This is a genomic window from uncultured Proteiniphilum sp. (assembly GCF_937873925.1).
Classification (GTDB): Bacteria; Bacteroidota; Bacteroidia; order Bacteroidales; family Dysgonomonadaceae; genus Proteiniphilum.
Map to the genome: position 1 here is coordinate 1 of NZ_CALNAT010000182.1, position 26,638 is coordinate 26,638.

Here is a 26,638-nt window from a genome sequence, read left to right on the forward strand (position 1 = left end):
CCGATTTTGATGCTTCCGTCTTGTAACGAGTTGATAAAATTAATTTCCCTCCTCAACGTAGAAATTGTAATATCCGGTCTGGTTTTATTTAGAAAGTTAGAGAAGCGGGATTTGAACAGGTAGTATTTAAAAGGGTAAATTATCAATTTTAATATGAATGAATGATGCTTTTCCGCATCAAAAATAACATTCAGATCATAATGATGAACTTTGGATGATAACGGATAATAAATATTTTTTCTTTGCTGCTCAGACGTTAAAATGGTTACATCATAGCCCAATTTATCGGCAAAATAATTGGCTTTTTCCGTAATTACCCGTTCCAATCCTCCGGAAATGTAAAGCGAAGGTAAATAATAAACGATTTTCATATAGAACAAATAATTTGGCGATGATAATCCTCTTCCGTTGTTAAAGCAATCTCTTTTCCGGTCAAGGCTTCATTGACATATTTAGACGGCACGCTTACTTTGTGCGTAGCTCCCATCCTGAACCATTCGTATTCGATGTCTACGTGTCCAATATCAATGGCCTGATAACCGGCCTGATATAAATCATAAGCTAAAACCGTAGCCGTTGGACCTAAAGCAATAAGGAATAATACGTTTTTATTTTGTTCCAATGCTTTTTCCAAAATAGCATCATACTTATCGTATGCATTTATTGGAGGACAAAGAATACGTTGGATAGATGACGCGTTGTCGAATAAATCATTTCCAACTCCTAAACGACTTTTTTCCCCTTCGATAAAAATAATTGAACGTTGATTCCAAATTCGTTTTAGTAAATTAAACCAACGGGTACTAACCGTTTTCGACTTAAAGTCTATATAAGGTCTGGTAATAAATGTATTGTAATAACTACGACCGGGGACTAAATACGTATCCCAAAGAGTTCCATATAAGTAAAAGTGTGTTCTCCAAAATCGCCTTGCTCTTCGGGTATATCTTTCTAACCCCTGGAATGAATCTGAAATGCAGACTAAATGGTTCTCGTTTTGACTCTGTATAACTTCGATTAACCGACGAGAAAGCATATCCGATTGTTGTTGGAACCGAATGGGCTTCTTACCGATTAAAAGCATTTCTCCATCGCCAAATCGGCTGACAGAATACCGGTCTGCGATTATTTTTTCAATGCTTTCTTCTATAGAGAAGATAGTCGGAATAATCCGCTGTTTTTTTCTCAAAAGCAGGTAAAGCATATTATAAAATTCTACGATTAAATTGTAGTTTACCTTATCTGCAATTGTTTTCATTGAATATTTCATCTTCCTTCCCTTTCTTATATAATCGCGTCTAAAACTTTCTGCATCTGATTTTTCCATGATAAATATGCAACAGATTCTCTAATTTCAAGTGAAGCCCATGTGTTCTCCTGATAAAATTCAATTAAGAATTCAATATTGATTGGACTTTCATCCGCAGGAACTTTCATTACATAAGGCATTTCTTCAAAATCCTCATCTGTTTCAGAATATATAAACGGAATTCCACGGGCTGCATATTCCCTGTTCTTGAGCGTTTTAATATAAGTAATATTGCTACGATGCCGGGCTAAACTGCCAATGCCTATATCTGCACGGTCGAATATTTCATCCAAAGCAGTTCCGAATAATTGCCCGTATAAAATTACATAATTTTCCAATTGATTTTCCGTAATCAAAGGAAGTATTTCAGTCCTCTCCCTTTCTCCGCTAAATTCCCCTACGATATGAAAGAATACTTTGCAACCCTCGACTTTGCCTTTGTAATAATCCCTCATCCCGGCAACGACCCTGTCAAACCCATGCCAGTAGTGTATTTCCGCAACCCCGATCAAATGTAATTCCGATTGTTTGTGATTATTCTGTTTTAATTTGATGGAAGAAAAATCTATTCCGTTAGAAATACGAATGGTACGTTGTCCGAATATTTCAGTTTGATTCGAAAAAGTAACAATCGCATTCAATTGCTTCGCCAGGCTTTTTCTGAATAATTTATCAACAAACAATGAGCATTTACTCGCGAATGTGATATATTCCTGATCATAAGGGTAGGTGGGGATTTCCATCACTACTTTTATGCCTCTATTCCTTAATTGCTTCACAAAAGAAATTAAAAACGGATTGGCGTTATGCTCGGATCTCATATAGATGAAAGAGATCTGCTCCTCTTTTATATAAGCCAGAATAGGCGCATAATCGATCCTTTTTTTTATTTTGGCAGAGATTCCCGTCCCTAAATCGGCCAATATTTTGTCATCCGTCATCCATAAACGATGCCCACTATCCGGATCAATGCAATAATAGCAATTGACGACATTACAACCGCATTCTTTGAACCCCTTAACCTGAGCTAATTTTTTCTTACTGATGCCATTATATTCGGAATAGCCGCTAAAAGACAAAAATAAAACATTTTTTGTAATATGATTTATACTTGGAAAGTCCATGAATATAAATTGCGAATGAATAATACAAAAATAATCTTTTTATTTAAAAGGACAGCATTTTATTAATTCATTGATGTCCAGTAGAGGAGCTCTCCATTCCTGCTGAAAGCCCTGCAATTCATGTATCGGTTTGAATGATTTTAATTCTATAGGGAAATTAGTTAAAGAGCGTTGCACGGATAAGAAATAATCCTCAAATTTAAAACGTCCTCCTATAATTCCGGAAGAAAATTCAACCCATACATTCGGTATCCCGTATGAGTCGGAAATAATAAGCCCATGCAATGAACTGGAGATGATAAATTCGCAGGAACAAACAGTATCTATAAATAGTTTATAATTTCCGTAATGCTGAACATCAAAAATATATACCCCATCCTCTTGACGATATAAGTCCAATAATGCATTCTTTTTATCGGTATAATGTGGTATTATACCGACTCTATATTTTTTTCCTGTTGAACGGGGCTGGTAATACCGTGGAAGTAAAAGTGCAGGATCTCCGTACACTTCCGGGCAGTCGACCCCATGCTTTAAAAGATATTTCCTGCTTAATGGTCCACGAACGGCTAATACTTGCCAAGGTTTATGTACTAAAGGAAGATCAGGTGACAATACTCCACTTCCCCAAATAATGGTTTGTTCATTCGTTAACTGGCTGATGACACTACCGATGCACAAATAATTTATCTTTTTCCTGAATCTGGAAACATAGCTGTATTTATAAGGAATAACCTTTTTTCCGGATATAAGTCCCATCAAGATACGATTAAGATCATCCCCCAAATTATAAAATTCAGGATCCGACTTAGGAGGAATCCAGTAATTCACAGTAATTTTATTTCCGGGGATAATATCCATCAAAATATAATATAGCTGGAATTGTTTCCGTTTTAGAAATCTCCGTATTTTATCGGTCAGTTTTTTTATTTGATTCATCATTCTAATGTTTAATAAATTTAGGCAATACATTAGATAAAATTGATTTCTCGTACCGGTTAATACCCCATTTATATATTACGAATAAATAAAGAATAGAGAAGACTATAACTTGTAATAAAAAGTAGCCCCATGTTTGGGCAATGGTTATTTGTTCGACAATCAAATAAACAATCCCATCGATAATTAAAATCGGGAGTGACATTGTTACAATTTCTCTCCAAAATTTGGGAATATTTAAATGGATTGCCTTGTAATAATAGATATTCATAATGAGTATATTGCACAGAATGAGTGAAAAAGATATGCTGATAGCACAGCCGAGACCTCCGTATAACTTTGCCAAAGGTATGCTGGTAAGGCAACATACAATGGCCATGAGTAAATAAGTATATGATCTGAATTTTAATTTATTTTGTGCTTGAAGGATGGACATTCCAAGTGTTTGTATAAGCGGAACCGCCAGAGGAATCAAAATGATCAGCGCAATCAGGTAGGCGTCGCTATAATCATGTCCGGCCCATAAAATGATAAATGTTTTTCCAAAAAGAATAAATCCGGAGAGGATAAAAGCAATAATAATGAATTGTATCCTGCCGATCTTTATGAATAGATAGTCAAGTTCGCTCGTTGAATTTACTGTTGTAATTTTCGGAAGGAATACACTTGAAATAGCCGTGGAAAAACTGCTCAAATAGTTTTTAAACTGGAGTGCAACAGCGAATACGGCAACCGCAGAAGTCCCGACGAATGTTCCTAATATAATCTGCCCACTGCTCCAATATAGACGATCTACAACCATAATCAGAAATACCCAAAAAGAATATTGCATAATTTCCTTAAATAATGGTATATTAAATCGCTGAAACTTAATTTGGATTCGTATTTTTCGCAAGCAATACCACAAGTTCGCTGATAAATAGGAAATATTAAGTATTGTGATAAGCACAACCAATGCGATTGATTTATATCCCAACAACAAAAGCGGTATCATGATAATCGGTTGTAACAGGGTTCGCATGACCTGTAATCCCCGTTGAAATTTAAACCGCTCATATGCAATCATAATCGATTCAAATACGGACAATGGAAAAGATACTGCTATATTGAAAGTCATCAATAAAAGTAGTATCCGTATACGCATTAGTTCTTCAACTGTCATGGATTTACTGAACAAAATGTCGGAGTGGAAACTAAAAAATATTCCCGCAGCCAATGAAATTAAACTGATAAATCCATATAGGGTGAATAACATTCCCCAAAGTCCGGGTAGTTTTTTTTCTTCTCCTTTGCCCCGGTATAAGGCGGTATAACGTATGGTGGCGTTTCCGAATCCAAAATCAATCACGGAAAGATACGAAATTATGGATGCGGCTAATGCATACAGACCGTATTCAGATTGTCCCATCATCCTCAATAAAAACGGAGTATAAACCAACCCTATCAAATTGGCAAGGATGATGGATAGATAAGAAAGCGTGACACCCGTTTTCCTCTGACTCATAGGTCGATCTTTTTCAATATTATTCCTTTTAATTTGATTGTACACGGAAAAAGAAGTACGATCATTGTTTTAAAAGATATAAATTTTAAATATCGTTTGTAGAAACATCGTCCAAAGATACGGAACCTTTCTTTGAATGTAAGAATATTGGCTCTGTATATATTAGGATCCAATATATAAGCTATAAGTTTGTTTATTAATTGTTTTGATTGAATATCCTTCCCCTGTGCAAATAGAAGTAATTGCTCCGTCACAACTAAATAGGAATCGACATTCTTCATTGCATATTGTTTTGTCATAACAGAGCCGGCACGTAACCGACGTTTGAAGAATGTTGTATTAATATACCCACCTCGCTGTGCTTGCATATAAAGAAGAGCCGAAAATAGCTCGTCTTCGTGGATAATCCCCGGATAAAATCGTAAATGACAAAGTTCGATTAATTTAAGACGGATAAGATGAATACAAGGCGAGCATCGATATGATTTTTGGATTAACATAGTTGAAAGCATGGATTTTCCGGAATAAACCTGTTCTTCGTTGAGAACAGGTTGTTTGTAATCAAAAGAAATAGTAAAGTTATTATCTTTATTTAGAATAGCAGCATTGAAAAGCACAAAATCCAATTTATCTTTCTCTGCTTTTATATAACAATGCAACAGAGCATCTTCTTCTAAAAAATCATCGCTATCCATAAAGTAGATATATTCACCTACGGCTTTTCCTATTCCCCTATTCCGGGCTACAGATTGTCCTTTATTGACCTGTGAGAAATATTGTATCCGGTTATCCTCAAACGCTAACTTTTTTATGACGGACAAACTATGATCGGTTGATCCGTCATTGATAATGATGATTTCAATATCCCTTAACGTTTGGTTCATAATAGACCGCACCGCTTCTTCCACGTAAGCTTCCGTATTATAAACGGGAATAATAACGCTAACTTTAGGTTTGTTTATTGACTTACTTTGATCCATTGTTTTTTTTCAACATCATATTGCCTTACCACTTTTGCCGGATTTCCCAACGCAACACTATAAGACGGAACATCTTTTGTTACGACACTCCCTGCACCGATAACAACATGCTTCCCGATCCGGATCCCTGCCAATATAACACAGTTGGCACCTATCCATACATCATCATCAATTATAATGTGTTTTGTACTCACTCCCTGCTCTGCGATCGCTTTACCTATATCTTCAAAATTATGATCTAATCCCGATATAACCACATTTTGCGCCAGATTGACTTTATCCCCGATCGTTACCGGCCCGATAACCGTATTCCCCAAACCGATCCGGGTATGGCTTCCAATCACGATATTTCCAACGGCATTATTGATAACGGTATAATCTTCTATCACGGAGTAGTCGCCCATTAAAAAGATATTGAACGGAACGATATCTTTCCTGACGCTTCGGTAAATAACGGATCTTTTTCCTTTTTTCATGTATAGGAACTGCAAACAGCGCAACCAAAAACGGGGACGGGTCTTTACCGGATGCATCATTAAATGCAATACATTTTTTTTTAACCGGGGTGTTTGTCTGATTCTTTCAGTGAGTTTTGCCATATCATTCTCTTCTTTAGTTTCCGTGCCGGGTGTGAATAAATTTCCGGTTGACTCCTTTCAGCCTGAACAGGTTTATAAACATAAGAAAAAATAACAAGGGGATTTTCCTCAATGCCTTTTTTAACCGTTTATCAAATAATTCGTCCGGAAGAGCCATACTGAATGCTACAATTAAACAAAATAAAAGACCCCACCATTTCAAAGACCACTGCCAATGGAAAAAAGTAAAGACAAATGCTAAAAGGGTAATAGTCCCTAATAACAGCACACGAGGAAGCATCATCCATTGAAAGAGTTTATTACAATAATCCCAGTTGAGTGTAATAATTGCACCGGGTAGTTCTTTAATCGCTTGCTTTAATGTACCGTATTGAGCAGCCATCCAACGCCGGCGTTGACGGGAAAAACTCTCAGGATCCACTATTTTTTCGTCATAGATGAGTACATTCTCCAAATATTCAATATACACTCCTTCTTTTAACAATAAGACTTCCAACTCTTTATCTTCACCGGCAGACGAAACTTTAGGAATTTGTTCTTTAAACCAGATAAAATCGAAAGCCATACCGGAACCACTGAGCGCCGCCGATAGTCCGATCTGTGTTTGCCCTTTCCGGAAAAAGGAATTATTCATGGCTTCACTGGCTGCGTCTAATAAAGCGGTATCCGTTTGTGGATTTTTGGCGATTCGTTGCGCTTGCATCGCATAGATACCGGATTGATAGGCATTATTGACCTGAGAAAGGAAATCAGGTTCTACTGTATTATCGGCATCTAAAATAACGACGATCTCATAAGCATTTCTATCAATATCCTGTATGGCTAATTGAAGCGCCCTTGCTTTGGTTTGGCGTTCATTAACGATAGGCAAAACTTGTACAGGGAGCTCCGACAGTTGCCTGATAGTAGTATCTTGCATCTGATCGGAAATAACCACTATATGAAAATACTCCTTTGGGTAATTCTGTGTAAGAATTGATTGAACGGAAGATTCTATCACTTTATCTTCTTTATAGGCCGGAAATAGTACCAAAATACGGTTCTTTTTATCCGATTGCGGATAGGATTCCGAACGTTTGAATAAAGATAAGAACGCGAAAAAACAAAGATAAACAACAGACAAAGCTACATACGTAAATAGAATCCAATCCAGGATAATAATACTTTCTTTCATATTAATCCGGTTTTACATTCTGTATCCTGAAAAAATCCATACACCCTTTTATACAAGCTTTTGCTAAAGGGATCTTTAATCTGATTACAAATTTGAGTACATTCTTGGGGTATGCAACCAACACTTGATAAGCGATAGATAATGTACGACTTTTTCTGGTCCTGTTTCTTTGGGTATACAACAACCGATTACGGGTCAAGTAATAGATTTTAAGCGGACTCTCTTTGCCCGTACTGTTGCTTTCACTATGATAGATGCACGCCCGCGGTTCATAAACCAGTTCATAACCGGCTTTTGTGATTTGTGTACTCCAATCCAATTCTTCATAATACAAAAAATAACATTCCGGCATTAGTCCGACTTTCTCAATTACCTCTCTTTTAACAAGCATAGCCGCTCCATGTAAATAGGGTGTGCGGGAAAGAGTATCGTATTGTCCGTTGTCCGACTCGTTAAATCCTATTGTTTGGTTGCGGATGGTAATTTCACTAAGAGGGGTATATCCGGCAAATTGAATATGGCCGCAAGCATCATTAAAGAGTATCTTAGGAGAGGCACCGCCAATTTTGGGGTCCATTTGCATGGTCTCTACCAAGTAGTGAAGGGAATTGTCTCTTAAAACAGTATCGTTATTCAGGAAGAAAAGATAGTTTCCGACGGCTTGCCGGATACCTAAATTATTCCCTCCTGCAAATCCCAGGTTCTTTTCAGAACGGATCGTCTTGATAAATGGGTATCCTTTCTCTAGCAATAAGGATTCATCTCTTTTAGATCCATTATCTACAACAATAATCTCATAAGGGATGGAAAGATTGGATTGAACGGATTCAATCATTTTCGCGGTATCTTTGATTCCGTTGTAATTAACCGTAATAATGGATATCTCAATTGATTGCTTCATCACTGATTGCTTTATCAAGTTTCCGGCCTATAAATATAAACGCCATGCACATATAGACAATCGGCCCGTTAGGGAATTGCTGCAACATTTCATTGCCGTAAGCACAAGCCAGCATACCGGCCAGTCCGGCCAGCAAAGCGCACAGGGTTCCCCTTAATTCCTTATTACGTATTTGAAACCAGACATCATACAAACCTTTGACAAAAGTAATCAAAAAAATAAGTAAAAAAAGAGCTAAACCCACTACTCCGGTTTCTACCCAGACATAGACCAACGAAGTATCGGTCGGCAATTTATACATATAATCGCCCGGTTCGGCCCGTTTGGCTTTCCCGATACCTATCCCGAAAGGTTGGTTTTTCATAAAAACCCGCATCTCTGCCTGATTGGCCTTCCGAAGTTGATAAGAAGCATCCTGGGTAACATTGAAAGCCGATCGCATCCGGCGGATTTCAGTATTTCCATGGCCGATATAGGTATATTTAAAAAATACAAAAGCACAAGCGACCAGAACAATGCCGGGAATAATGATCTTCCATTGTTTAGAAAGCAGAATAAAGAAAGCATAGCCGACAAAAGGAACTGCTATAGCGGCGCGGGTACCGGAGATCATCATACCGTATCCGGCCAGCAAGGCTACTGCTATATAGTAAAAGCGAAGTGATTTTGAACGAATATACAAGGCCGTGATGGAGAAAACCACCATAGACATCCCCATTCCGCATCCGAAGCTGGCAGCATCGGTAAAAAAAGAAAAATAGCGAATACCCGAAAAAATGATATGGGTGCTGCTGCCTCCTGTTACATATAACCAGTATTGCTCTGCCGGATCAAAACCGATATATTTCTGCATCAAAGCTTTGAACACAGCCAATAGCGTCAGAACCGACCATAGAAGCAAAAATATCTTCAGGTATTTGTACCGGTTTAATAAAACAGCCGTAAGCAAAGGGAAAATAAAGAGATAAACGGCCAGCCCCCGTACGCCGGCAGCCCAATCGTCCAGTGTGGTTGCCGGATTGAAAACCAAAAGGATACAATATACCAACCATATTCCACTCAATAAGGTCAGCAGATTGCGTGCGCCGGTCCAGTCAATAACCCTGTCGCGGCTGCGGAACAGGGAGAAAATAAGCGTAAGCAGTAACAGTCCGTCCATTATAATTCCAGCCGGGAGGCTGGGTATATAACGGATTGAACCCATAATAAAATAATTGACCGTAATTACGCAGAAAAAAGCAAGTATCGGCCGCTCCAATAACCGTATCAACAGGTAGCCGACTAAAGGCGTAACCGCTAAAACCATTGCAGGAACCAACCCTGCCTTCAGGATAAGAGCCGACAATGCCCAAAGAGAAAATCCGATCAGGGAATACAATAAGGGTTTTCCCCAGAACGCCGATATGTCAGGCCGGACTCCCATACGCTATGATTTACCGGATGCCGTAAAACCGAATTGCGTATAACGGTAAAAAAGACGTTGCCAATAGGTGTAAGGGGGTAACATGCCGGTAAAACTTTCCACCACTTCTCTTTCCGCCCGGTCAAGGCAAATGAGTACCGGTGTTGTTCCGGATTGTTGCTGCAAACGGACGAATAACTGCTTGTCATTGTCTTTCCATACCCTGTCGGCCCGGGCGACCATTAAATTAAGAGACGCTTCCTGTAACAAGGCTTTCGGGATAGAATAAACGCCTATCGGTGCATGTTCTACGAGAAAAATAGTCCGTTCAAATCCTACCTCCTGTCTGACCAATTCACGGATACTTCCGGCAAACAGAAACTCCGGTGAAGCCGGATCGAAGTCCCTTTCATACCGTACGGATTGAACTTTAATTCCATGATTACTCCAATAGTCACTCAGTAAATCGATCAGGAAGCTTTTACCCGTACCGCTTTCCGTGCTAATGACATTCACAATCGGCCCGGGATCTCCCGGCTTAAAGTAATCCTGCAATCCATTGGCCATATATTGTATAGCTTTCTCCTGATAGGTTTTTGTATATCTCCGTTGCCGCAGTTTCCCTTTTCCCGGCAAAGCCCCCAGCACTTTTGCCCCGGTAAGGTATTCCGTCCGGATCCGATCCCTGAGGGTACGGTCCAATAGATCTACCAATAAGAAGAAACCGAGTAGAAAAATCAGGCTTCCGGCATAAGCCACCATTACCAGTTTTTTTCGTTTGGAGGGCTCCGCATTCAACGGAAAAACAGGCGGGTTGATCAATTTCAGGGAAGCGGAGTTCATCTCTAAGCTTTTAAGCCTGAGTCGGGCAGCATTCAAACTGGCTAAAATAGACAAATAATTGCGTTCGATAAAATCGATACTCCTTTCCTGCCTTTTGATAGTAGATCCGATCGGTGAAAAATGGGAGTATTGCTTGTCTAACTCCTGCTTATGGGTTTCTATAACTTGTATCTCCGCTTTGGATTTTTCCAGTTTCAACAATTCCTCCAACCATTGAGTCACAAAATTAGAGGTCGGATACCCTTCGCGGGTATATTTGCGGTTACTGAAACTTTGGGAGAAATCCATCAGTTCCTTTTCCGCCTGTCCCAATTGTTGCTTATAGCTATTTAACTGTTGTTGCGTATAAGTGGAAGAAGTGGAATCGGTATAAAAAGCCTCCATTTCCGCCACCCGGGTATTCAGGTCGGATACCCGGTTCAGTTTCGTCAGAAATTCGGCATTTCCCTTAAGATGTTGCATATTCTCATCCAATTGTGTTTCCAGATAACGAATAGAAGCATTGGCACTGTTGTATCGCAATAGCACATCCTGGTAAATCAGATTTAAATCTTTATCTAAAGCCGCCACCTGTTTGGTTTGTTCATTATAATTGATAATCCGGTTTCGGATATTATAATTAGTCAAAGAATCTTCGCCTTCTTCTAATTCTTTACCTACTCTTGCCAACTCTTCTTCGAAATAACGAATGGCATTACTTGTAGATCCGAATTGCAGGATCTGGTATTCTTTTGCATAAAGTTTATCTAATAAAAGCAGGGTCTGATAAGCTACACCGGGGTCGTTGGCCGCATAAAACACCCTGAGCATATCGCTGTTTCCCAAACGTACGACCCTGATCTTACTCAGGGCCCCATAAGAATAGTGCGGATGATTCCAGTTAAATAAACCGTACACAAAATTGTGGGGGGATGCTTTTTCATATCCCTTTAAATTTTCCACGGTCTTGTCTTCCGATGTTTTGTCAATCAGTTTTTTCACGTCCGGGGGAGTGATTCGTTGCAAATGCCGGTAATTGACTGCCCGGATATATTCATTGTCTTCATCAGGATCCCCATAGATCATATGCCGGGCGTATAGATGCAGGGAAACCTCATGCAGGGTCTCCTTGGAAAGGATAATATTGATAATGTTATCGATCGTATTATTGACAACGGTGGAACTCTGGACATTAGTCTCTCCCGTTTCCATGGCATATCCCGATACGATACCGGTATAAATGGTCATATCCACCGGATAGGAACGCTCCATATTGCGCGTGGCGAGAGTAACCATCAATGCAACCAATAAAGGGGCTATGATCAGCCACCACCGTATCCGGTATAAAAAACGAAAGATATATTGTAAAAATTCCATAGAACCTATCGGTTGAGAATTTTTGTTTTGGACAAAACTTCCAGTTGCAGTAGCGCCCGGTTTAATTCCGACCGGGTTTGCTCGTATGACTCAAGGGCACTCATTTGGATACTTTTGATCTGGCTCAATTCCCCGGCCTCGATATTTCCGTTCAGGAAATCCTGCTGCGCCAACTCGAATTGGGTATTGGCAAAAGAGAGTGATTCCGCTTTTAACCTTAACACGGATAGTTCTTTTACGGCTTTGGTGTACATTTCGATAATCCTTAGTTTCTGTTCGTCATGCCACTTTTCCATCTCCACTTGCGTCGCTTTGGTTTTCAGTTGCTGACGGGTGATCCGGTTTTTCCGGTCAAAAAAATCATCGAAAGGAATCCCCACCGATACGCCGATATTATACCAGTTTTGTCTGGCGCCGGAATATTGATAAAACAGGGGCGTATCGATATCGGAAAAAGAGGAGTTAATCCCCATCAACCCCCATTGATAAGTAGAATTGAACCTGAAATATTTTAACCAACTCCTTCTTTCGGTTTTTAATGCGCTGGCTTCTTCTTCCATTTTCACCTTATAAAAGTCGACCGCGGCGCTGTTTTTGGCATTTTCAAACAAGACATCCAGGGGGGGTAACCGTAAATTTAAATAGTCCTTGGGACTTAACGACTCAATTCCTTCCTGGGCCATTCCGGAAAAGGCGGGGAACAGAATCCACAGCCAAAAGAAATATCCGGAGATCTTGTTCATCTTGTTTTATTGCTCGTATTATTAAACATCTTCTTTCTGAATAAACGCAGTAAATGTACGGAATATTATCCGAATATCCAACCAGAGCGAATAGTGCTGTGCATAATAAATATCCAGTTGCTTGCGTTCTTCGGCCGATAGTTTTCCCGAACTCCCCCTTTTTTCTACCTGCCACAGCCCGGTCAATCCCGCCGGAGCGATAAATCGCTCTATACTCTGGTCTTGTGTGAGCAGTTCGGCCTCATACAACGGCAACGGGCGGTTGCCCACGACAGACATATCACCCTTTAAAATATTAAATAATTGTGGAAGCTCGTCCAAACTGTATTTGCGAATAAAATGACCTACTTTGGTAATTCTCGGATCCCTTTCAATTTTAATGAACGCATTTCCATTCTTTTTCCGGCTTTTGGAAATATATTCTTTTTCCGGCACAATACAATCATCACCAACCAGGAACGTTTGATTTACCTGCCTGAGAAGATTACCATCCGGAACTTCAGGGGTATGGATATGATATTCCGTTTCCGGTGAATCAGCAGTATATTGATTGAACTTTTCCACCTCTTTCAACCTTCTATCAGCATCCGTATACATCGACCTGAATTTCCAGAAATCGAAAATACGGTAGTTGCTGCCTACCCGCTTTGATTTATACAATACAGGCCCCTTATTCTCCATCCAGATAGCTACAGAGAGAATAATCATCAATGGCGAGAGTATAATTAGTGCGAACAGGGATACGATAACATCAAAAACTCTTTTTGTTGCCGGTATTTTATAAGAAGTAACAGGCGTTTTTTTGGATACTCTTTTCCTTTGCAGCTCCGGTTGGTATTTCCTGATAAAATGAAAAAACTGACGTAGTGCTTCAGGTTGAACCGTAGGCGGGCATGTATCATTCACCCCGCTACGGATATATTGCAACCGCTCGTCGGGATTCAGTTCTTCCGTTACCAACAATATATATACATACGGAAAATTTCTCCGAAAATAGTGTATATTTTCAATATCTGCATCCGGTCTGTTTCGTTCATAAAGGATAATCGTGAATTTTTCCCCGGGGTGGGTGATCAGCCATTGTGCCGCCTGCTCATGATCTTTGAAGACAAACGGAGTTTCCGAAAGTACATTTTCCAGTTTCCGGGAAATGTACGTAGTCAATTGTTCATTCTTCCCTATATAAATAACCGCGGGGTTCACTTTAGTACCTTCCTGATCCTGATCTTCAGTTCCATCGGGTTAAATGGTTTCAGAATATAGTCGTCTGCCCCTTCTTCTAACATCCGGATCCGGGTAGCGCTGCTTTCCTCTCCCGAGAGAACAATGACGGGTATAGTTTTAAATAACCCGTTCTTTTTGATATATGAAAGAAATTCATCCCCATTCATTTCAGGCATGCGAATATCCAGAATAATCAAATCAGGTGTATGCCCCTCATACAACCACTCTATCCCTTTAACCGGCGTATCGAAATATGTTATATCAAATTCATTGGATAAATAAACGGAGATAATCTTAGCTATAGCGATTTTATCGTCAAGTATCAGAATTTGTTTCTTCATTCCTCCTCCTGCGTAGGTATCTATCCTTTTTGTAATCTCTGCAATAGTGGCTGTAAATCCTGTCATTTGTCGTATACTATATTTTGGTTGGGATTCTTATACCAATCTTTCTCCAAGGCGCCCCCACTGGTTGCCCAATTTTCCAATCCGGAATAAGCAACCTTGATAGATGTCCATTCTAAAGGATATTTAGCTGGGCCAGGAATAGCCAATCCCCAGATCATGTTGCTTTTTGACGTATAAGGTTTCTCGGTGGAGTTATCGTCGGCTAAGCCAAACTTACTTTTATCCGCTTTGTCGGTAGGTTGAAACCCGGCCATGTGAACTTCCTGCCTTTTGACCTTGTATCCCCCGTTTATAATAAAGGCATTGAGTTTATCGATGGAGATGCTTGCCTGGTCTAAAGGAGTAGTGAAGTGAATGGTAAAGTCGACCTGCCTCGGGGACACATTATTCTCCGATCCTTTTACCGTATTGGTCATTAAAGGGGAAGAATGTCCCAGTGCCTCATGCGCGTCATCAAAAGCGGGAATGACCGCGTAGGTTTGCCCGGTTTCGAGCCCATTGCTTTGGGTAAACACATTCCCGTTTATGCCCGCGGTATTACTTCGTGTAATACTGCTTATCATCCCCGGGGTGATCCCGTCTAACTGTATGCCTACTGCCAGCCTTTTGGATGCCCCCGCTGCCCGTAAGGTTACTTGCAATGTTAATTGGATTACTTTATTTTGTTCATTGGTCTCGTAAATAGGCTGTACATCCAATACCACGTCGTTCATATCATAGTCGCCCAGATAAGGCCAGTTGTCTTCGAACAAATAGGTGAGACCCAAGCCCTCGGAGATAATCGGAAACCGCGGGCTTGCCGGAGGAGTGTCGGGGATAGAGGTGTCGTTCCCCCCTTTGTTATACTCGGAGGCGGGGATGATCACTGTTGATTCCCCTACCTTCACGAACCTCACGTCCTCTCCCGTAGTTCTGCCTTTATCAGATGTCCCGCTTCCCGGAAGTTCTTGGTAATTGGAACATTCCACTTCCAATTCTCCCTGAAGTTCAAAATTCGTGTAATCAGGAACGGCAACTTCATTTATTTTTGCCAGAGCATTTCCGGCAGCCGGTCCCCGGATGATTTTCGCCACTCCGGAGGTCGAAACGGTAAGTCTACCTGTGACGGTAAGCATGGCATTATCCGCGAGAGTTATCGTACTGTTTAGCATCGTCAGGTTCCTGGCTTCCAGCAGTCCCCCGGCGCCTATGTTAAACGTGAGCTCAAAGGCCGCTTCGTTGGTAATAAGGAACTGTCCGTCATTGTTAATCGTACCCTGGGCACCGGGAGGAGTAGAAAGACCCAAAGTATGCACTTCGAAAAAGCCCGTGTTGGTGAGGACAAAAGTATTGCTCGGGAAATTCAAGGTTCCCGAAATTTTCACGGTCCCTTCGTTCTGGAAGTTTCCCTGAAGCGAAAGCGCGTTGGCATCCCCGGTACCGTTGTTGATGATAAAGTTGCCCTTGTTCACCATCGTGCTGCTACTATACGTGTTCATCTTCCCACTCAGGTTGATGTCCCCGTAATTATACAGATAACGGATATTGGACATGCCGGATGTTTGGATCGTTCCGCTATTGATGATTTTGTCATTGTCCCCATCCTGGGAAAGCGTCATGAGTTTCCCTTCCTTGCCGAATTCTCCTCCAGCCGCGACAATTAATTGACTGCCGCTGCTGCTGTTCAACTTAAAAGTTCCCCCGTCCGCGTTGTTGATAAACTTGCCCCCGTTTTGAACGATTACCGTCCAACCGCGAAGCTCTATGTTTGCTGAGGTGTTTTCCCAAGTTCCTTCGATGTATATGAAAGAGTTCGTCCAGTTGAAATCAAAACTTCCCCTGAAAGTTTTTCCCGCGGGAATAACATATGCGTGAGAAGTCCAGAGGCTGGGGGCCTTGTTTCCCTCTCCCGATAGTTCAAAAACACTAGTACCGTTGATTGCGGGAGTCGGGTAAGTGGTGGAAGGGCCCTCTGTAGAGCGCATACTCACTGTGCTGCTTTCCTGGGATTGATACGCCGCTCTTGTTTGTACTCCCGTCTTCGGAGTGAAGTCCACGGACAAATTTTCACCGGAAATACTCACGGTTTTTACAACTCCCTGACCGGTAGGACTTGTTTGGCGGACGTAAACTGCCTCGAGGTCCGAAGGGAAATCCACGGCGCCAACCCAATTCTGTCCCTGTTTTGCGACCCCCTTCGCCAAAAGTCGGGCCTGTGGAGAAAATATAGGGTTAGTATCGAAGACCTCCACCTGGTAGTAGTATTTCCCGTTAAACCTATCATCAACTGTTACCGTTAATTTTCCTGCTTTTATTGTAGCCCAATCGAAACCGGCAGGAACGGTAACGCCGTCTTCGAACAATGAAGACCCTGTACCTTGATTATCCTCGGATGGTTGATAATAATCAACTTCACATCCCGGTAATATCAAACTGATCCCAAGGGATGCCAAAATTAAAATTAAGGAAAATATTTTTCTTATTATCATTACAATTATTTAATGTTTAATTCTATATTATCAATTGCGTAGCCACCTTAAAAGCCGTGTTGTAAATTCGGATGTCATCCTGTTAGTAAATTATTTATCAAGTTGTTGTTTGAATTTTTTTGATATTATTTTTATTCCATAATCTTCCTTAATCTATTGCTTTAGCGTTATTAATTACACGAAATAGACATGTTTTGTTATTTTTAAGACTCTTCATTCGGCACCCAGGAAACAGGAATATTCGAAGAAACGAATAATCTGAATCTTTTTATCCTTCTAAAGGATCAGAACAAAACGGATGATAACATTTTGCAACAAGTTAACTGCATTCCCAACTCGTATACGTAAAATACTATAGTTTATATTCTTATCACAAGATTATATTAAATAACGGATCAAAGGTACACTGACTTTTTGAAATAACAAAAAAAGGACAAATATTTTTATCTATTTAACATAGATAATATTTATTCTATGCTTTTAACTAAGGTTAAATTCATCAAATATTCTACGAATCAAATGCTTCAGTTGCTTGCACTGAAAACATTTTTCGTTATTTTTAACGATTAAGATAATAAATCAACGCATCAAAAGTCCTTTTTTTTACAAGATATCTATTTCGCAGGAAACAGATTACATATTGATATATTATGATTCTGTTGAAAATAAAAAGAGATATAAACAGCCCGAGAATGAGTGGAATCAAAGATCCCTTCTGCAAAAATTACGGGATATTTTTGTTAAACAAGCATAGAAGTAGTCCGATAAAGCTTGAAATAAGCCTAAGGGAATTGAAGATCAAAGGGAGACTGTAACCGTATCACCCTCGCTAACAAATTTCACCGGGGATATTTTTTGGAGTTCCTTCAACACATTTTCAATACCGGCCTGTTTGGTCGTAAGGGTATAGCTGTAGTCCAATGCCGCCGGCGTTTGCACACGAAACTGCACCTTGAATTCCCTCTCCAGCACCTTCAGCACGTCGGCAAGGGGGGTATCATAGAAGTGGAGTATGTTCTTCTTCCACAATGAGGCGTTGGACGGGTTGATCAGGTTCCGCAACGTAGTCCGCCCGGTAGACTTATCGTATTCGATCTTCTGCCCCGGTAGCATCGGATAGCTGTTTTGATGCACATGGAAAGAGGTCCTCCCTTCATCGAGCACCACCTCTATTGTATTGTTATCGCTATAGGCATTTACATTGAAAGAAGTTCCCGACACCTCTGTTTCCGTATGTTGTGCGTGGACTACGAAAGGCCGATTTTTATTGAATCCTACATTAAAATAAGCTTCTCCGTCGAGATAGACCTCTCTTTTTCGTAACCCGAATTTGTTCGGATAACGGATTCGCGTATCTGCATTGAGGAATACTTCAGTACCGTCCTGGAAAAAGATCCGGGCATCTTCTCCCCTGGGGACATATACCTCTGAGTAGGTTGTCTCAGAGAAAAGATCAGTCTGCCTGTTCAGATAGAAACCTAATCCGGAAATAAGCAACACCGGCAAAAGAATGGCGGCCACCCTGAGCAAATTCTTCCTGATACGGTTTTGGTGGATATTTTTACTGATTCTTGTGTACAGGAGATCGGACTGCAAGGGGGTGAATGATTTACCGAGATCAGGATCACCCTCCATCAGATAAGCATCCCTGTCGAGCAGATCCGACAAACATTGCTGACCTTCGATCGTAGAAGAGAACCAATCGATCACCTCTAAGGCCTCCTCTTTCGACGCGGTCTCCGCTATAACCCTGTTAATAGTATTTTTACCCAATGATTGCATTCAAACTCGTTTCTATTTAGAATAAAGAAGACTTTAGAATTTCGGATTTCAAAATTTTAGAATTTCATCATCCACACTTTTTACTTCTTGACTTCTGAACTTCTGACTTCTAATTTCTCAGTTCTTAGTTCCTCCAAATTATGAAATCAACCTTCCCACCTTTCCACTTTACCACTTGTTTTATATAGACACATACCCGGGCAAAAGAAATGAGTCCCCATGTATGTTTTTATAACAACAGCATCCTGATCTGCTGAAACCAGGATCGTAATATTTTCAAAGATTCCTGATAATGAGATTTTACCGTATGGATCGATATTCCCATCTGATCGGCAATCTGCTGGTTGCTGTCGGACGTTTTCAATTTCCGCATGCAGATCTCCCTTTTCTGGGGCGGAAGCTGCTCTATACCTTTGTAGAGCATTTCGTACATCTGTTTTTCTTCCACTTCATTTAAAATATCATCATATCCGGGAAGATCGATCTGCGCATTGACATAGTTAAGAGAGACTGCGTCCTTGTGATCGCGAATCATATTCAGAATATAATTCTTCGTCATCGTATAGAGATAGTTCTTCAGATTGATTTCTATATGAATATCTGCAGTGGACTCCCATAATTTCACAAACACATGCTGTACGGCATCTTCCGCCATTTGTACGCTTTTAAGATATTTCAGCGACAACGAATAGAGGTAGCGGTGATATTTTTGATATATCACGGAGAAAGCCTCTTTATCCCTTTTTTTTAATAAAATGAATAAAGCGTGATCCTCATTTCTGTCCTGTCCCCGGAACTCTTTTTGCATAAAGCTACTCTTTTACCGATATGATCGGGTGGGAAAGTAATCAGGTGAAAATCCCAGATCCCAGATCCCATATTTCAGGTCTCTATTCTTTGTTCTTTACTCTAATGAAACATCTTAACGATCCGCTCAATGCCTTTCAGCAGCAGGTCGACCTCCTCTTTGGTATTGTAGAAGGCGAAAGAAGCACGGACAGTGCCTTCCACGCCCAATTCACGCATCAAGGGTTCGGCACAGTGGTGGCCGGTACGGACGGCGATTCCCATCTTATCGAGCAAGGTGCCCATATCGTAGGGATGAATTCCATCCACCAGAAAAGAGATCACGCTGCTTTTATCCCCGGCATTTCCCAGAATACGCAGTCCCGGCACGGAGAGCAACTTTTCGGTGGCATACCGGAGTAACCCGTGCTCATAGAGATCAATATTTTCCAATCCGATGGAAGAGATATAGCGAAGTGCGGCGGCCAACGCTGCTGTTCCCACAAAATCGGGAGTTCCCGCTTCAAACTTGAACGGTAAATTGTTGTAAGTCGTTTTCTGAAAAGAAACACTCGCAATCATCTCCCCACCGCCCTGGTAAGGGGGAAGGGCATTGAGCCATTTCTCTTTTCCATACAATACGCCAACCCCGGTCGGGCCATACACCTTATGGGAAGAGAAGACCAGGAAATCGCAACCGATCTCCCGCGCGTCCACTTTACGGTGCTGTACACTTTGGGCCGCGTCTATCAGGACGGGGATATCATGCCGGTGCGCTGTTTCCACGATCTTACCGACAGGATTGACCGTACCCAGGACATTGGAGATATGGGTAACGGCAATCATCCTGGTACGGGAAGTGATTTTTTTCTCCAACTCATCCAGGATCAGTTCGCCGTCGGCATTGATAGGAACGACTTTTAGTTTCAGTCCATAATATTCACATTGCAATTGCCAGGGAACAATATTGGAATGGTGCTCCATGGCTGTGATCAACAACTCGTCACCCTCCCGGCAGAAGTTCCTGCAAAACGACGACGCTACTAAATTGATCGACTCCGTGGCGCCCCGCGTAAAGACGATCTCATTGGGAGACGCCGCATTGATAAATTCCTGCACCGCTCTTCGCGAAGCCTCATGCTCATCGGTGGCCGCCTGGCTAAGGAAATGCACCCCCCTGTGTACATTGGCATTCACCGTCGTGTACATCTCATTAATCTTATCCATCACACATTGGGGTTTCTGTGTAGTGGCGGCATTATCCAAATAGACAAGCGGCTTTCCATATACTTCCCGTGAAAGTATCGGAAAATCGGCACGTATCTTATGTATATCTAATTCTTTCAATTCTATCTCGGATTTGGGATGTGGGAACTTTAGTAAACTAAAAACTAAAATCTAAAAGTGAAAAATCTGCTATTCCAATTATCCTATTATTCTCATTAGCACATTGGCACCTATTAATCATCACCTAATCACTCAACCACCTTGCTACCTATCACTTGCATACCGCACAATTCCCGCAACGCATCAGTTCGCCGCGGAAACGCTTGTCGATAAGGGTGACCAACCGCTCCTGCAGCACAGGGATGCGGATCATGTCCACCACGTCGCGCGTAAATGCTACCATCAGCAACAGGCGGGCCTCATCCTTGTCGATACCCCGCGCACGCATATAGAACAGGGCATCCTCATCGAGTTGCCCGGTGGTGAGTCCGTGGGAGCATTTTACATCATCGGCGTATATTTCAAGTTGCGGTTTGGAGAACATCTGCGCCGTGTCGGACGAGACCAGGTTACGGTTTGTCTGATATGCCTGCGTTTTTTGCGCATCCTTCTCAACCCGTATCTTCCCGCAGAAAATACCGGTTGCCTTATCCTTCAACACATTCTTAAATAGTTCATTGCTGGTACAATGGGGTACCGCATGGTCCAGAAAGGCAAAGTTATCGATATGCTGCGTTTTATCGCAGATAGCCAATCCCCCCGCATGTGCTTCAGCATGCTCACCGAGCAAACGAAACCGGTAGTTATTGCGCGTATAGCCGTTGTGAAGGGTAATCCCGCTCGTCACCACATTTGAATTCTCTCTTTGGTCACTGAAGAGATTACTCAGGCGCGTTACCTTCTCCGAATTTTCCTCAAGCTCGTAGAAATCGACCTGAGCCGAAGCACCCGCAGAGATCTCAGTTACCTGGGTCACCACGAAATGAACATCATCCACAGCATGGTCACAGGCAAGCAATTTCACATGAGCATTCTCTTCGGCGATGATCAGGATTCTCCGGTTCACGTTCAGATCCACACCGCCACGCAGGATATTGATCAGCTGTAATGGTTTTCCGATCTCTACATTTTCAGGTACATACACCACGAAACCGTCCTGGGCAAACATGGTATTGTAAGCCACCACGCCGTTATCGGTGATATCAGCAATCCTGGCATAATGCGCCTCAAACTGTGCAGGATACTCTTTCGAGAACTGCTGTAAACTACCTGCGAAAACACCGTCGGGTAAACCTTCTGTTTGCCCTGTTTTATCGTAATACCTGTCGTTAATAAGGAAATAGGTATGTGTGGAAAGGTTGGGCACGTCACATTTGAAAGCATCGTAAGGATTAACCGGGATGGGAATATTCCGGAGGTTCAATCCCAGGTCTGCATCAAAACTGCGTACTATATTCGAGTGCTTGTAATCTTCCTGTTTGGAAGAAGGAAATCCTATCTGTTTAAAAATAGCGAAAGCTGCATCCCGATGCCTGTTCAATCCTTCTGTGGAATTGGCATCCAGTTCACCGCGATACTGTTCAAACAGGTCTATATATTGTTGTTCAATCATTTTTATTCAGGGGTTACGGCTTTACCAGCCAGTCGTATCCTTTCTTTTCGAGTTCCAACGCGAGTTCCGGCCCGTCCGATTTAACAATCTTACCCGCGTACAGAACATGCACGAAATCGGGCTTGATATATTCCAGCAGACGCTGATAGTGCGTGATGAGAATAGTGGCATTCTCTTGGGTCTGCAGTTTATTTACCCCTGCAGCCACCACTCTCAGTGCGTCGATATCGAGTCCTGAATCGGTTTCATCGAGGATAGACAACAGCGGATTGATCATCGCCATCTGAAAGATCTCGTTTTTCTTCTTTTCACCTCCCGAAAAACCTTCGTTCACCGAACGGCTTACCAACTGGCTATCTATGCCCAACAGTTCCCGTTTATCACGCATCAATTTCAGGAAATCGGTGGCCGAGATAGGTGCCTCGTTCCTGTATTTTCGCTGCTCATTGACTGCGGCACGCATGAAGTTGACCATACTCACACCCGGGATCTCTACCGGGTACTGAAAGCTGAGGAATATCCCCTCACGGGCCCGGTCTTCAGGTTCCATCTCAAGCAACTCCTTTCCCTTAAAGAGAATGTTGCCCCGTGTAACTTCGAATTTCGGGTTGCCTGCCAACACAGAAGCCAGCGTGCTTTTTCCGGATCCGTTCGGTCCCATGACCGCATGCACTTCTCCGGCATTCACTTCCAGATCGATCCCTTTCAGTATCTCCTGTTCTTCTACAACTGCGTGCAGGTTCTTTATCTTTAGCATATTTGATATTTTATAAATATTAACCAGCGGCTGTTTTTATCCGGCCGCCTGGAAAACTGATTATTGTATATAAAAATTTGATGATTTAACGATTTAGTAATGCAATAATTCGTGCTGCGCACGTTATTCACTCACTTTGAATAACCACTGAATTTCCATTGAATTACTATCGAATAACAACTCTTTCTGTGAAATTGTTCTCTCCTTGTCTTATCCCTTTTCCTCTTCCGCCTCCTTGATCTTTTTGAAGAGATCTGAAGCGAACACGAAATCATTCAGTTTCTCGTTATCCGTTCCCATTACTTCCGATTTGTTTCCCTCCCACTCTTTGATTCCTTCATTGATAAAGATCACCTTGTCGCCGATGTTGATTACCGAATTCATATCGTGCGAGACCACTATCGTCGTCATGGAAAAATCTTTTGTCAGGTCGTAGATCAACTCGTCGATGAGTTGGGATGTCTTCGGATCGAGGCCCGAATTGGGTTCGTCGCAGAAGAGATATTTCGGATTCAGGGCGATGGCTCTCGCGATAGCCGCTCTTTTTTTCATACCGCCACTGATCTCCGAAGGGTAAAGATTGGCTGCCTCCAACAGGTTCACCCTTTCCAGGCAGAACTCGGCCCGTTTCTTGCGTTCCCGCCGATTTTTCCGTGAAAACATATCCAGAGGGAACATCACATTCTCGAGGACTGTCCTTGAGTCAAAAAGTGCTGCTCCCTGAAAAAGCATTCCTATGTCGCGCCGCAGCCGCCGTACCTCCCTCGATCTGAGCCCGATGAAATTCCTGCCGTCGTACCGGATCTCGCCCGAAGTAGGAGAGATCAGCCCGACAAGGCATTTCAGCAAGACAGTCTTTCCTGAGCCGCTCTTGCCGATGATCATATTCACCACTCCCTTTTCAAAAGCGGCATTAATATTGTCGAGGACAACCTCTCCGTCAAACTCCTTCCTCAGATTCTTCACTTCTATCATAACGGCCCTACTTCTTTATCCCATTGCCAGCTGAGTGAACACCAAATCGCATACCAGTATCAACACACTGTTGATCACTACGGAATTAGTGCTGGCCTGTCCCACCTCCAAGGCCCCTCCTTTCGCGGTATATCCGAAATAAGCGGCAACGGAGGCGATAATGAAACCGAACATCATCGATTTGGTGATCGAATACCAGATAAACGATTCCCTGAAGAAAGCCTGGATACCATATACATAGGTCTCTACGGACGGTGTTCCCAGCACCAGGCAGATAATATATCCGCCGAACAGACCCGTAAACATGCTGAAGATAACCAGTACCGGCATGAATGTCACAAACGAGGATATCTTGGGAAATATCAGATAATTGGCGGAATTCACACCCATAATATCCAAAGCATCGATCTGTTCGGTAATACGCATCGTCCCTATTTCCGAAGCCACGTTCGACCCTACTTTACCGGCCAGAATGAGACACATAATGGTCGATGAGAACTCCAACAGGATGATCTCACGCGAAACAACACCTACCGTAAAGCGGGGCAGCATCGGGGAATCGATGTTCAAGGCGATCTGTAGCACGATGACGGCGCCAATGAAAAAAGAGATGATCACTACGATCCAGATAGAGTTCACTCCCAAAAAATAGATTCCCTTTATGAATTCCTTCATAAATTCACTCATCCTGTCCGGAATGGTAAGCACCTTCTTCATCAGCAATGCATACTCCCCGACACTTTCTATGGAACGGATAAAACTCATGTGGCTTTATTTGATGCAAAGATAGTTATTTTATTTTTTTCCGTCCGCGACGGTTCAGAGATCTTTCAACAAGAGATCACTGTTTCCTTGGCGAAGCCCCATACGGGTGTTCATCAATGCTTCCCAGTGTTCCTGAAAATCCCCGTCGATATCGATCATGAAATCTTCCGATCCCTGTTCATCCAATTGGGAGATCAACCGGTCTACCGTGATCAGATTAATATCCATAGCGGGCTGGAAGGCCGGCACACGCTCGTCGGCGGCAGAGGGGGTCACGGAAATAATCTTCAGATCAAGCAGTTGACTCAGGATGTCGTTGGTAAGCCGACCGGGCACCTTACATCTGACTGAGATCTGATCGGCGGTGAGAGGCGGCTTCTCATCGGCAAAGCGTTGTACAATTTCCGCAGCGATCATCAACGTGAAGAAATCCCTGTACCGCCGGCTGATATTGCGCGTCTCCTTTTCGAATGAGAACTTCCGCACATTCTGCGCTGCATAGGAGATCTCCGCGCCGATCAGCACAATGAACCAGGACATCTGTATCCACAGCAGCATCAGGGGAATAGCAGCAAAGGTACCGTAAATAGTATTATAACGGGTAATCCACATCTGTCCGCTCAGGTAGAGCATCTGGAAGAACTGGAATGCCGTTCCGGCCACAATTCCCGCTATCAACGCATTCATGAACTTCACTTTAGTATTGGGCAGGAATTTGTAGAGCGCCGTGAACAGTAATATTATTACCACAAAAGGAACAATATCCAGTAAGCGGGGAATAAAGGGATACAGTATATAAATGATCTTCAGCGTATCGTTTTGCGGGTAGCTGAAAATGTTCAGCGCATTGACCAGGATAAAGAAGACAGGCATAAAGAGCACCATGGCGGTGTAATCGGTTACTTTCCGTCCGATACCCCTCCCTTTGCCTACCTGCCATATTTTATTCAGGTTGTTCTCGATGTCGTTAAAAAGGATCAGGATGGTGTAGAGAAACAACAAAATACCTATTCCGGCAAATACACCTCCCCCTTTTGCCTCCTCAAGAGAGTTGTCAATTATCTGGAACAGGAGATCGAGAAATTCGCGCGTCCTGCCTTCTGCCGAAACATCCTCACCGACGGTTATATCTGAAGACAGGGCCGGAAGTGCCGTCTCCGCTTCATATAATTCATAAATCGTATCCACGGTTCTCATCTCCGTGACGATAGCAGCCGTACTATCGGATCCCGATCCGGGCCCTGCCACAACTATCTCCTCCGAAGGCCTGTTCCCCAGCATAAAGCTGAAGATACTGCTCTCCATGATATTCTCGATTCCGAACCCGCGGGCAATGGCGAAGATGATGGCCAAAAGCGGCACGATGGAGAGAAGGGTCCTGTATGTGAGTGAACGGGCGCTGGCGGCGATATCCAGTTCCTGCACGTTCCTGACGGTGAGCATGACTGTCTTTATGGCATCATACAGGATATTCCTTTTGCCGGAGAGCGTTTCGGGATTCTGGCGCCAAATCTCGTACGACAGGAAATGGATCAGATCTTTCACTCTGATCCTCAACCGCTCAAGCCTGTCCGGTCTTTCCTCTTCCGGTTCGTATCTCTTTCTCTTTTTCGCCATGACTTCATTTCAAAAAAAAAGCAGCCGGTCTGTAAGCCGGGTTCTGTATACCGACGAATCGGATGTTTGTCATTTATCTACGGAAGAATGTCTCCACCCTCCTTTAGCGGCCTACCCCTCGGCATCGGGCGAGCAACCCTACCA

The 26,638-nt window shown here is 42.4% G+C and carries 22 protein-coding genes and 1 pseudogene; all 23 read right to left on the reverse strand.

Annotation, left to right across the window (positions count from 1 at the left end; translation table 11 throughout):
* Positions 1 to 371: pseudogene (locus Q0502_RS12440) on the reverse strand (glycosyltransferase family 4 protein); the annotation flags it as partial.
* Complete coding sequence (locus Q0502_RS12445) at positions 368 to 1,270, reverse strand: SP_1767 family glycosyltransferase (RefSeq protein WP_298651218.1); 903 nt, start codon at positions 1,268 to 1,270, stop codon at positions 368 to 370. The gene Q0502_RS12445 and the pseudogene Q0502_RS12440, both read right to left, overlap by 4 nt.
* Positions 1,271 to 1,284: 14 nt before the next feature.
* Positions 1,285 to 2,433 carry a glycosyltransferase family 1 protein gene (locus tag Q0502_RS12450; RefSeq protein WP_298651181.1) on the reverse strand — a complete coding sequence of 383 codons (1,149 nt, stop codon included), beginning with the start codon at positions 2,431 to 2,433 and terminating at the stop codon, positions 1,285 to 1,287.
* Between the two features lie 39 nt (positions 2,434 to 2,472).
* Positions 2,473 to 3,375, reverse strand: coding sequence for a polysaccharide pyruvyl transferase family protein (locus Q0502_RS12455; protein WP_298651183.1), 903 nt, complete (start codon positions 3,373 to 3,375; stop codon positions 2,473 to 2,475).
* A 1-nt stretch (position 3,376) separates the two neighbouring features.
* A complete protein-coding gene (locus Q0502_RS12460; RefSeq protein WP_298651185.1) occupies positions 3,377 to 4,921 on the reverse strand; it encodes an oligosaccharide flippase family protein in 1,545 nt (514 codons plus the stop codon).
* Complete coding sequence (locus tag Q0502_RS12465) at positions 4,873 to 5,856, reverse strand: glycosyltransferase (RefSeq protein WP_298651187.1); 984 nt, start codon at positions 5,854 to 5,856, stop codon at positions 4,873 to 4,875. Before Q0502_RS12465 ends, Q0502_RS12460 begins: the two co-directional genes overlap by 49 nt.
* Complete coding sequence (locus Q0502_RS12470; protein ID WP_298651189.1) at positions 5,835 to 6,455, reverse strand: acyltransferase; 621 nt, start codon at positions 6,453 to 6,455, stop codon at positions 5,835 to 5,837. Before Q0502_RS12470 ends, Q0502_RS12465 begins: the two co-directional genes overlap by 22 nt.
* Positions 6,456 to 6,468: 13 nt before the next feature.
* The gene (locus Q0502_RS12475; protein ID WP_298651191.1) at positions 6,469 to 7,629 is read right to left on the reverse strand and encodes a glycosyltransferase; all 1,161 of its coding nucleotides are present in this window, start codon (positions 7,627 to 7,629) and stop codon (positions 6,469 to 6,471) included.
* A gap of 1 nt (position 7,630) precedes the next feature.
* Positions 7,631 to 8,530, reverse strand: a complete 900-nt coding sequence (locus Q0502_RS12480) for a glycosyltransferase family 2 protein (protein WP_298651192.1) — start codon at positions 8,528 to 8,530, stop codon at positions 7,631 to 7,633.
* Positions 8,514 to 9,953, reverse strand: coding sequence for an O-antigen ligase family protein (locus Q0502_RS12485; protein WP_298651194.1), 1,440 nt, complete (start codon positions 9,951 to 9,953; stop codon positions 8,514 to 8,516). The genes Q0502_RS12480 and Q0502_RS12485 overlap by 17 nt, the downstream gene beginning before the upstream one ends.
* 3 nt (positions 9,954 to 9,956) lie before the next feature.
* Entirely contained in the window at positions 9,957 to 12,131 is a 2,175-nt protein-coding gene (locus Q0502_RS12490) for a hypothetical protein (protein WP_298651196.1), read from the reverse strand.
* 5 nt (positions 12,132 to 12,136) lie between these two features.
* Complete coding sequence (locus tag Q0502_RS12495; RefSeq protein ID WP_298651198.1) at positions 12,137 to 12,874, reverse strand: TolC family protein; 738 nt, start codon at positions 12,872 to 12,874, stop codon at positions 12,137 to 12,139.
* 21 nt (positions 12,875 to 12,895) lie between these two features.
* Complete coding sequence (locus tag Q0502_RS12500) at positions 12,896 to 14,038, reverse strand: sugar transferase (RefSeq protein WP_298651200.1); 1,143 nt, start codon at positions 14,036 to 14,038, stop codon at positions 12,896 to 12,898.
* Between the two features lie 35 nt (positions 14,039 to 14,073).
* Positions 14,074 to 14,439 (reverse strand): response regulator, encoded by a 366-nt coding sequence (locus Q0502_RS12505; RefSeq protein ID WP_298651220.1) that lies wholly within the window; start codon positions 14,437 to 14,439, stop codon positions 14,074 to 14,076.
* Positions 14,440 to 14,501: 62 nt separating this feature from the next.
* Entirely contained in the window at positions 14,502 to 16,916 is a 2,415-nt protein-coding gene (locus tag Q0502_RS12510; protein ID WP_298651202.1) for an LruC domain-containing protein, read from the reverse strand.
* Positions 16,917 to 17,771: 855 nt separating this feature from the next.
* Positions 17,772 to 18,755 (reverse strand): FecR family protein, encoded by a 984-nt coding sequence (locus Q0502_RS12515; RefSeq protein ID WP_298651203.1) that lies wholly within the window; start codon positions 18,753 to 18,755, stop codon positions 17,772 to 17,774.
* A gap of 229 nt (positions 18,756 to 18,984) precedes the next feature.
* Entirely contained in the window at positions 18,985 to 19,563 is a 579-nt protein-coding gene (locus Q0502_RS12520) for an RNA polymerase sigma-70 factor (RefSeq protein WP_298651205.1), read from the reverse strand.
* A 101-nt stretch (positions 19,564 to 19,664) separates the two neighbouring features.
* Positions 19,665 to 20,888, reverse strand: a complete 1,224-nt coding sequence (locus Q0502_RS12525) for a cysteine desulfurase (protein ID WP_298651206.1) — start codon at positions 20,886 to 20,888, stop codon at positions 19,665 to 19,667.
* A 151-nt stretch (positions 20,889 to 21,039) separates the two neighbouring features.
* Positions 21,040 to 22,380: a Fe-S cluster assembly protein SufD gene (gene sufD, locus Q0502_RS12530; RefSeq protein WP_298651207.1), complete on the reverse strand. Its 1,341-nt coding sequence runs from the start codon at positions 22,378 to 22,380 to the stop codon at positions 21,040 to 21,042.
* Positions 22,381 to 22,393: 13 nt separating this feature from the next.
* Positions 22,394 to 23,137: a Fe-S cluster assembly ATPase SufC gene (gene sufC, locus Q0502_RS12535; RefSeq protein WP_298651209.1), complete on the reverse strand. Its 744-nt coding sequence runs from the start codon at positions 23,135 to 23,137 to the stop codon at positions 22,394 to 22,396.
* Positions 23,138 to 23,347: 210 nt separating this feature from the next.
* Positions 23,348 to 24,112: an ATP-binding cassette domain-containing protein gene (locus Q0502_RS12540; RefSeq protein ID WP_298651211.1), complete on the reverse strand. Its 765-nt coding sequence runs from the start codon at positions 24,110 to 24,112 to the stop codon at positions 23,348 to 23,350.
* A 15-nt stretch (positions 24,113 to 24,127) separates the two neighbouring features.
* On the reverse strand, positions 24,128 to 24,877 hold the full coding sequence (locus tag Q0502_RS12545) for an ABC transporter permease (protein WP_298651213.1): 750 nt from the start codon (positions 24,875 to 24,877) through the stop codon (positions 24,128 to 24,130).
* 54 nt (positions 24,878 to 24,931) lie between these two features.
* Positions 24,932 to 26,494, reverse strand: a complete 1,563-nt coding sequence (locus Q0502_RS12550) for a YihY/virulence factor BrkB family protein (protein ID WP_298651216.1) — start codon at positions 26,492 to 26,494, stop codon at positions 24,932 to 24,934.
* Positions 26,495 to 26,638 lie beyond the last annotated feature (144 nt).

Bases quoted from the DNA above. Each gene is read 5' to 3' on its own strand.
- Q0502_RS12545 (WP_298651213.1), bottom strand. From the start codon at position 24,877: ATGAGTTTTATCCGTTCCATAGAAAGTGTCGGGGAGTATGCATTGCTG.
- Q0502_RS12485 (WP_298651194.1), bottom strand. From the start codon at position 9,953: ATGGGAGTCCGGCCTGACATATCGGCGTTCTGGGGAAAACCCTTATTG.
- Q0502_RS12450 (WP_298651181.1), bottom strand. From the start codon at position 2,433: ATGGACTTTCCAAGTATAAATCATATTACAAAAAATGTTTTATTTTTG.
- Q0502_RS12475 (WP_298651191.1), bottom strand. From the start codon at position 7,629: ATGAAAGAAAGTATTATTATCCTGGATTGGATTCTATTTACGTATGTA.
- Q0502_RS12465 (WP_298651187.1), bottom strand. From the start codon at position 5,856: ATGGATCAAAGTAAGTCAATAAACAAACCTAAAGTTAGCGTTATTATT.
- Q0502_RS12550 (WP_298651216.1), bottom strand. From the start codon at position 26,494: ATGGCGAAAAAGAGAAAGAGATACGAACCGGAAGAGGAAAGACCGGAC.
- Q0502_RS12515 (WP_298651203.1), bottom strand. From the start codon at position 18,755: ATGCAATCATTGGGTAAAAATACTATTAACAGGGTTATAGCGGAGACC.
- Q0502_RS12490 (WP_298651196.1), bottom strand. From the start codon at position 12,131: ATGGAATTTTTACAATATATCTTTCGTTTTTTATACCGGATACGGTGG.
- Q0502_RS12520 (WP_298651205.1), bottom strand. From the start codon at position 19,563: ATGCAAAAAGAGTTCCGGGGACAGGACAGAAATGAGGATCACGCTTTA.
- Q0502_RS12495 (WP_298651198.1), bottom strand. From the start codon at position 12,874: ATGAACAAGATCTCCGGATATTTCTTTTGGCTGTGGATTCTGTTCCCC.
- Q0502_RS12505 (WP_298651220.1), bottom strand. From the start codon at position 14,439: ATGAAGAAACAAATTCTGATACTTGACGATAAAATCGCTATAGCTAAG.
- Q0502_RS12540 (WP_298651211.1), bottom strand. From the start codon at position 24,112: ATGATAGAAGTGAAGAATCTGAGGAAGGAGTTTGACGGAGAGGTTGTC.
- Q0502_RS12480 (WP_298651192.1), bottom strand. From the start codon at position 8,530: ATGAAGCAATCAATTGAGATATCCATTATTACGGTTAATTACAACGGA.
- Q0502_RS12455 (WP_298651183.1), bottom strand. From the start codon at position 3,375: ATGATGAATCAAATAAAAAAACTGACCGATAAAATACGGAGATTTCTA.
- Q0502_RS12470 (WP_298651189.1), bottom strand. From the start codon at position 6,455: ATGGCAAAACTCACTGAAAGAATCAGACAAACACCCCGGTTAAAAAAA.
- sufC (WP_298651209.1), bottom strand. From the start codon at position 23,137: ATGCTAAAGATAAAGAACCTGCACGCAGTTGTAGAAGAACAGGAGATA.
- sufD (WP_298651207.1), bottom strand. From the start codon at position 22,380: ATGATTGAACAACAATATATAGACCTGTTTGAACAGTATCGCGGTGAA.
- Q0502_RS12445 (WP_298651218.1), bottom strand. From the start codon at position 1,270: ATGAAATATTCAATGAAAACAATTGCAGATAAGGTAAACTACAATTTA.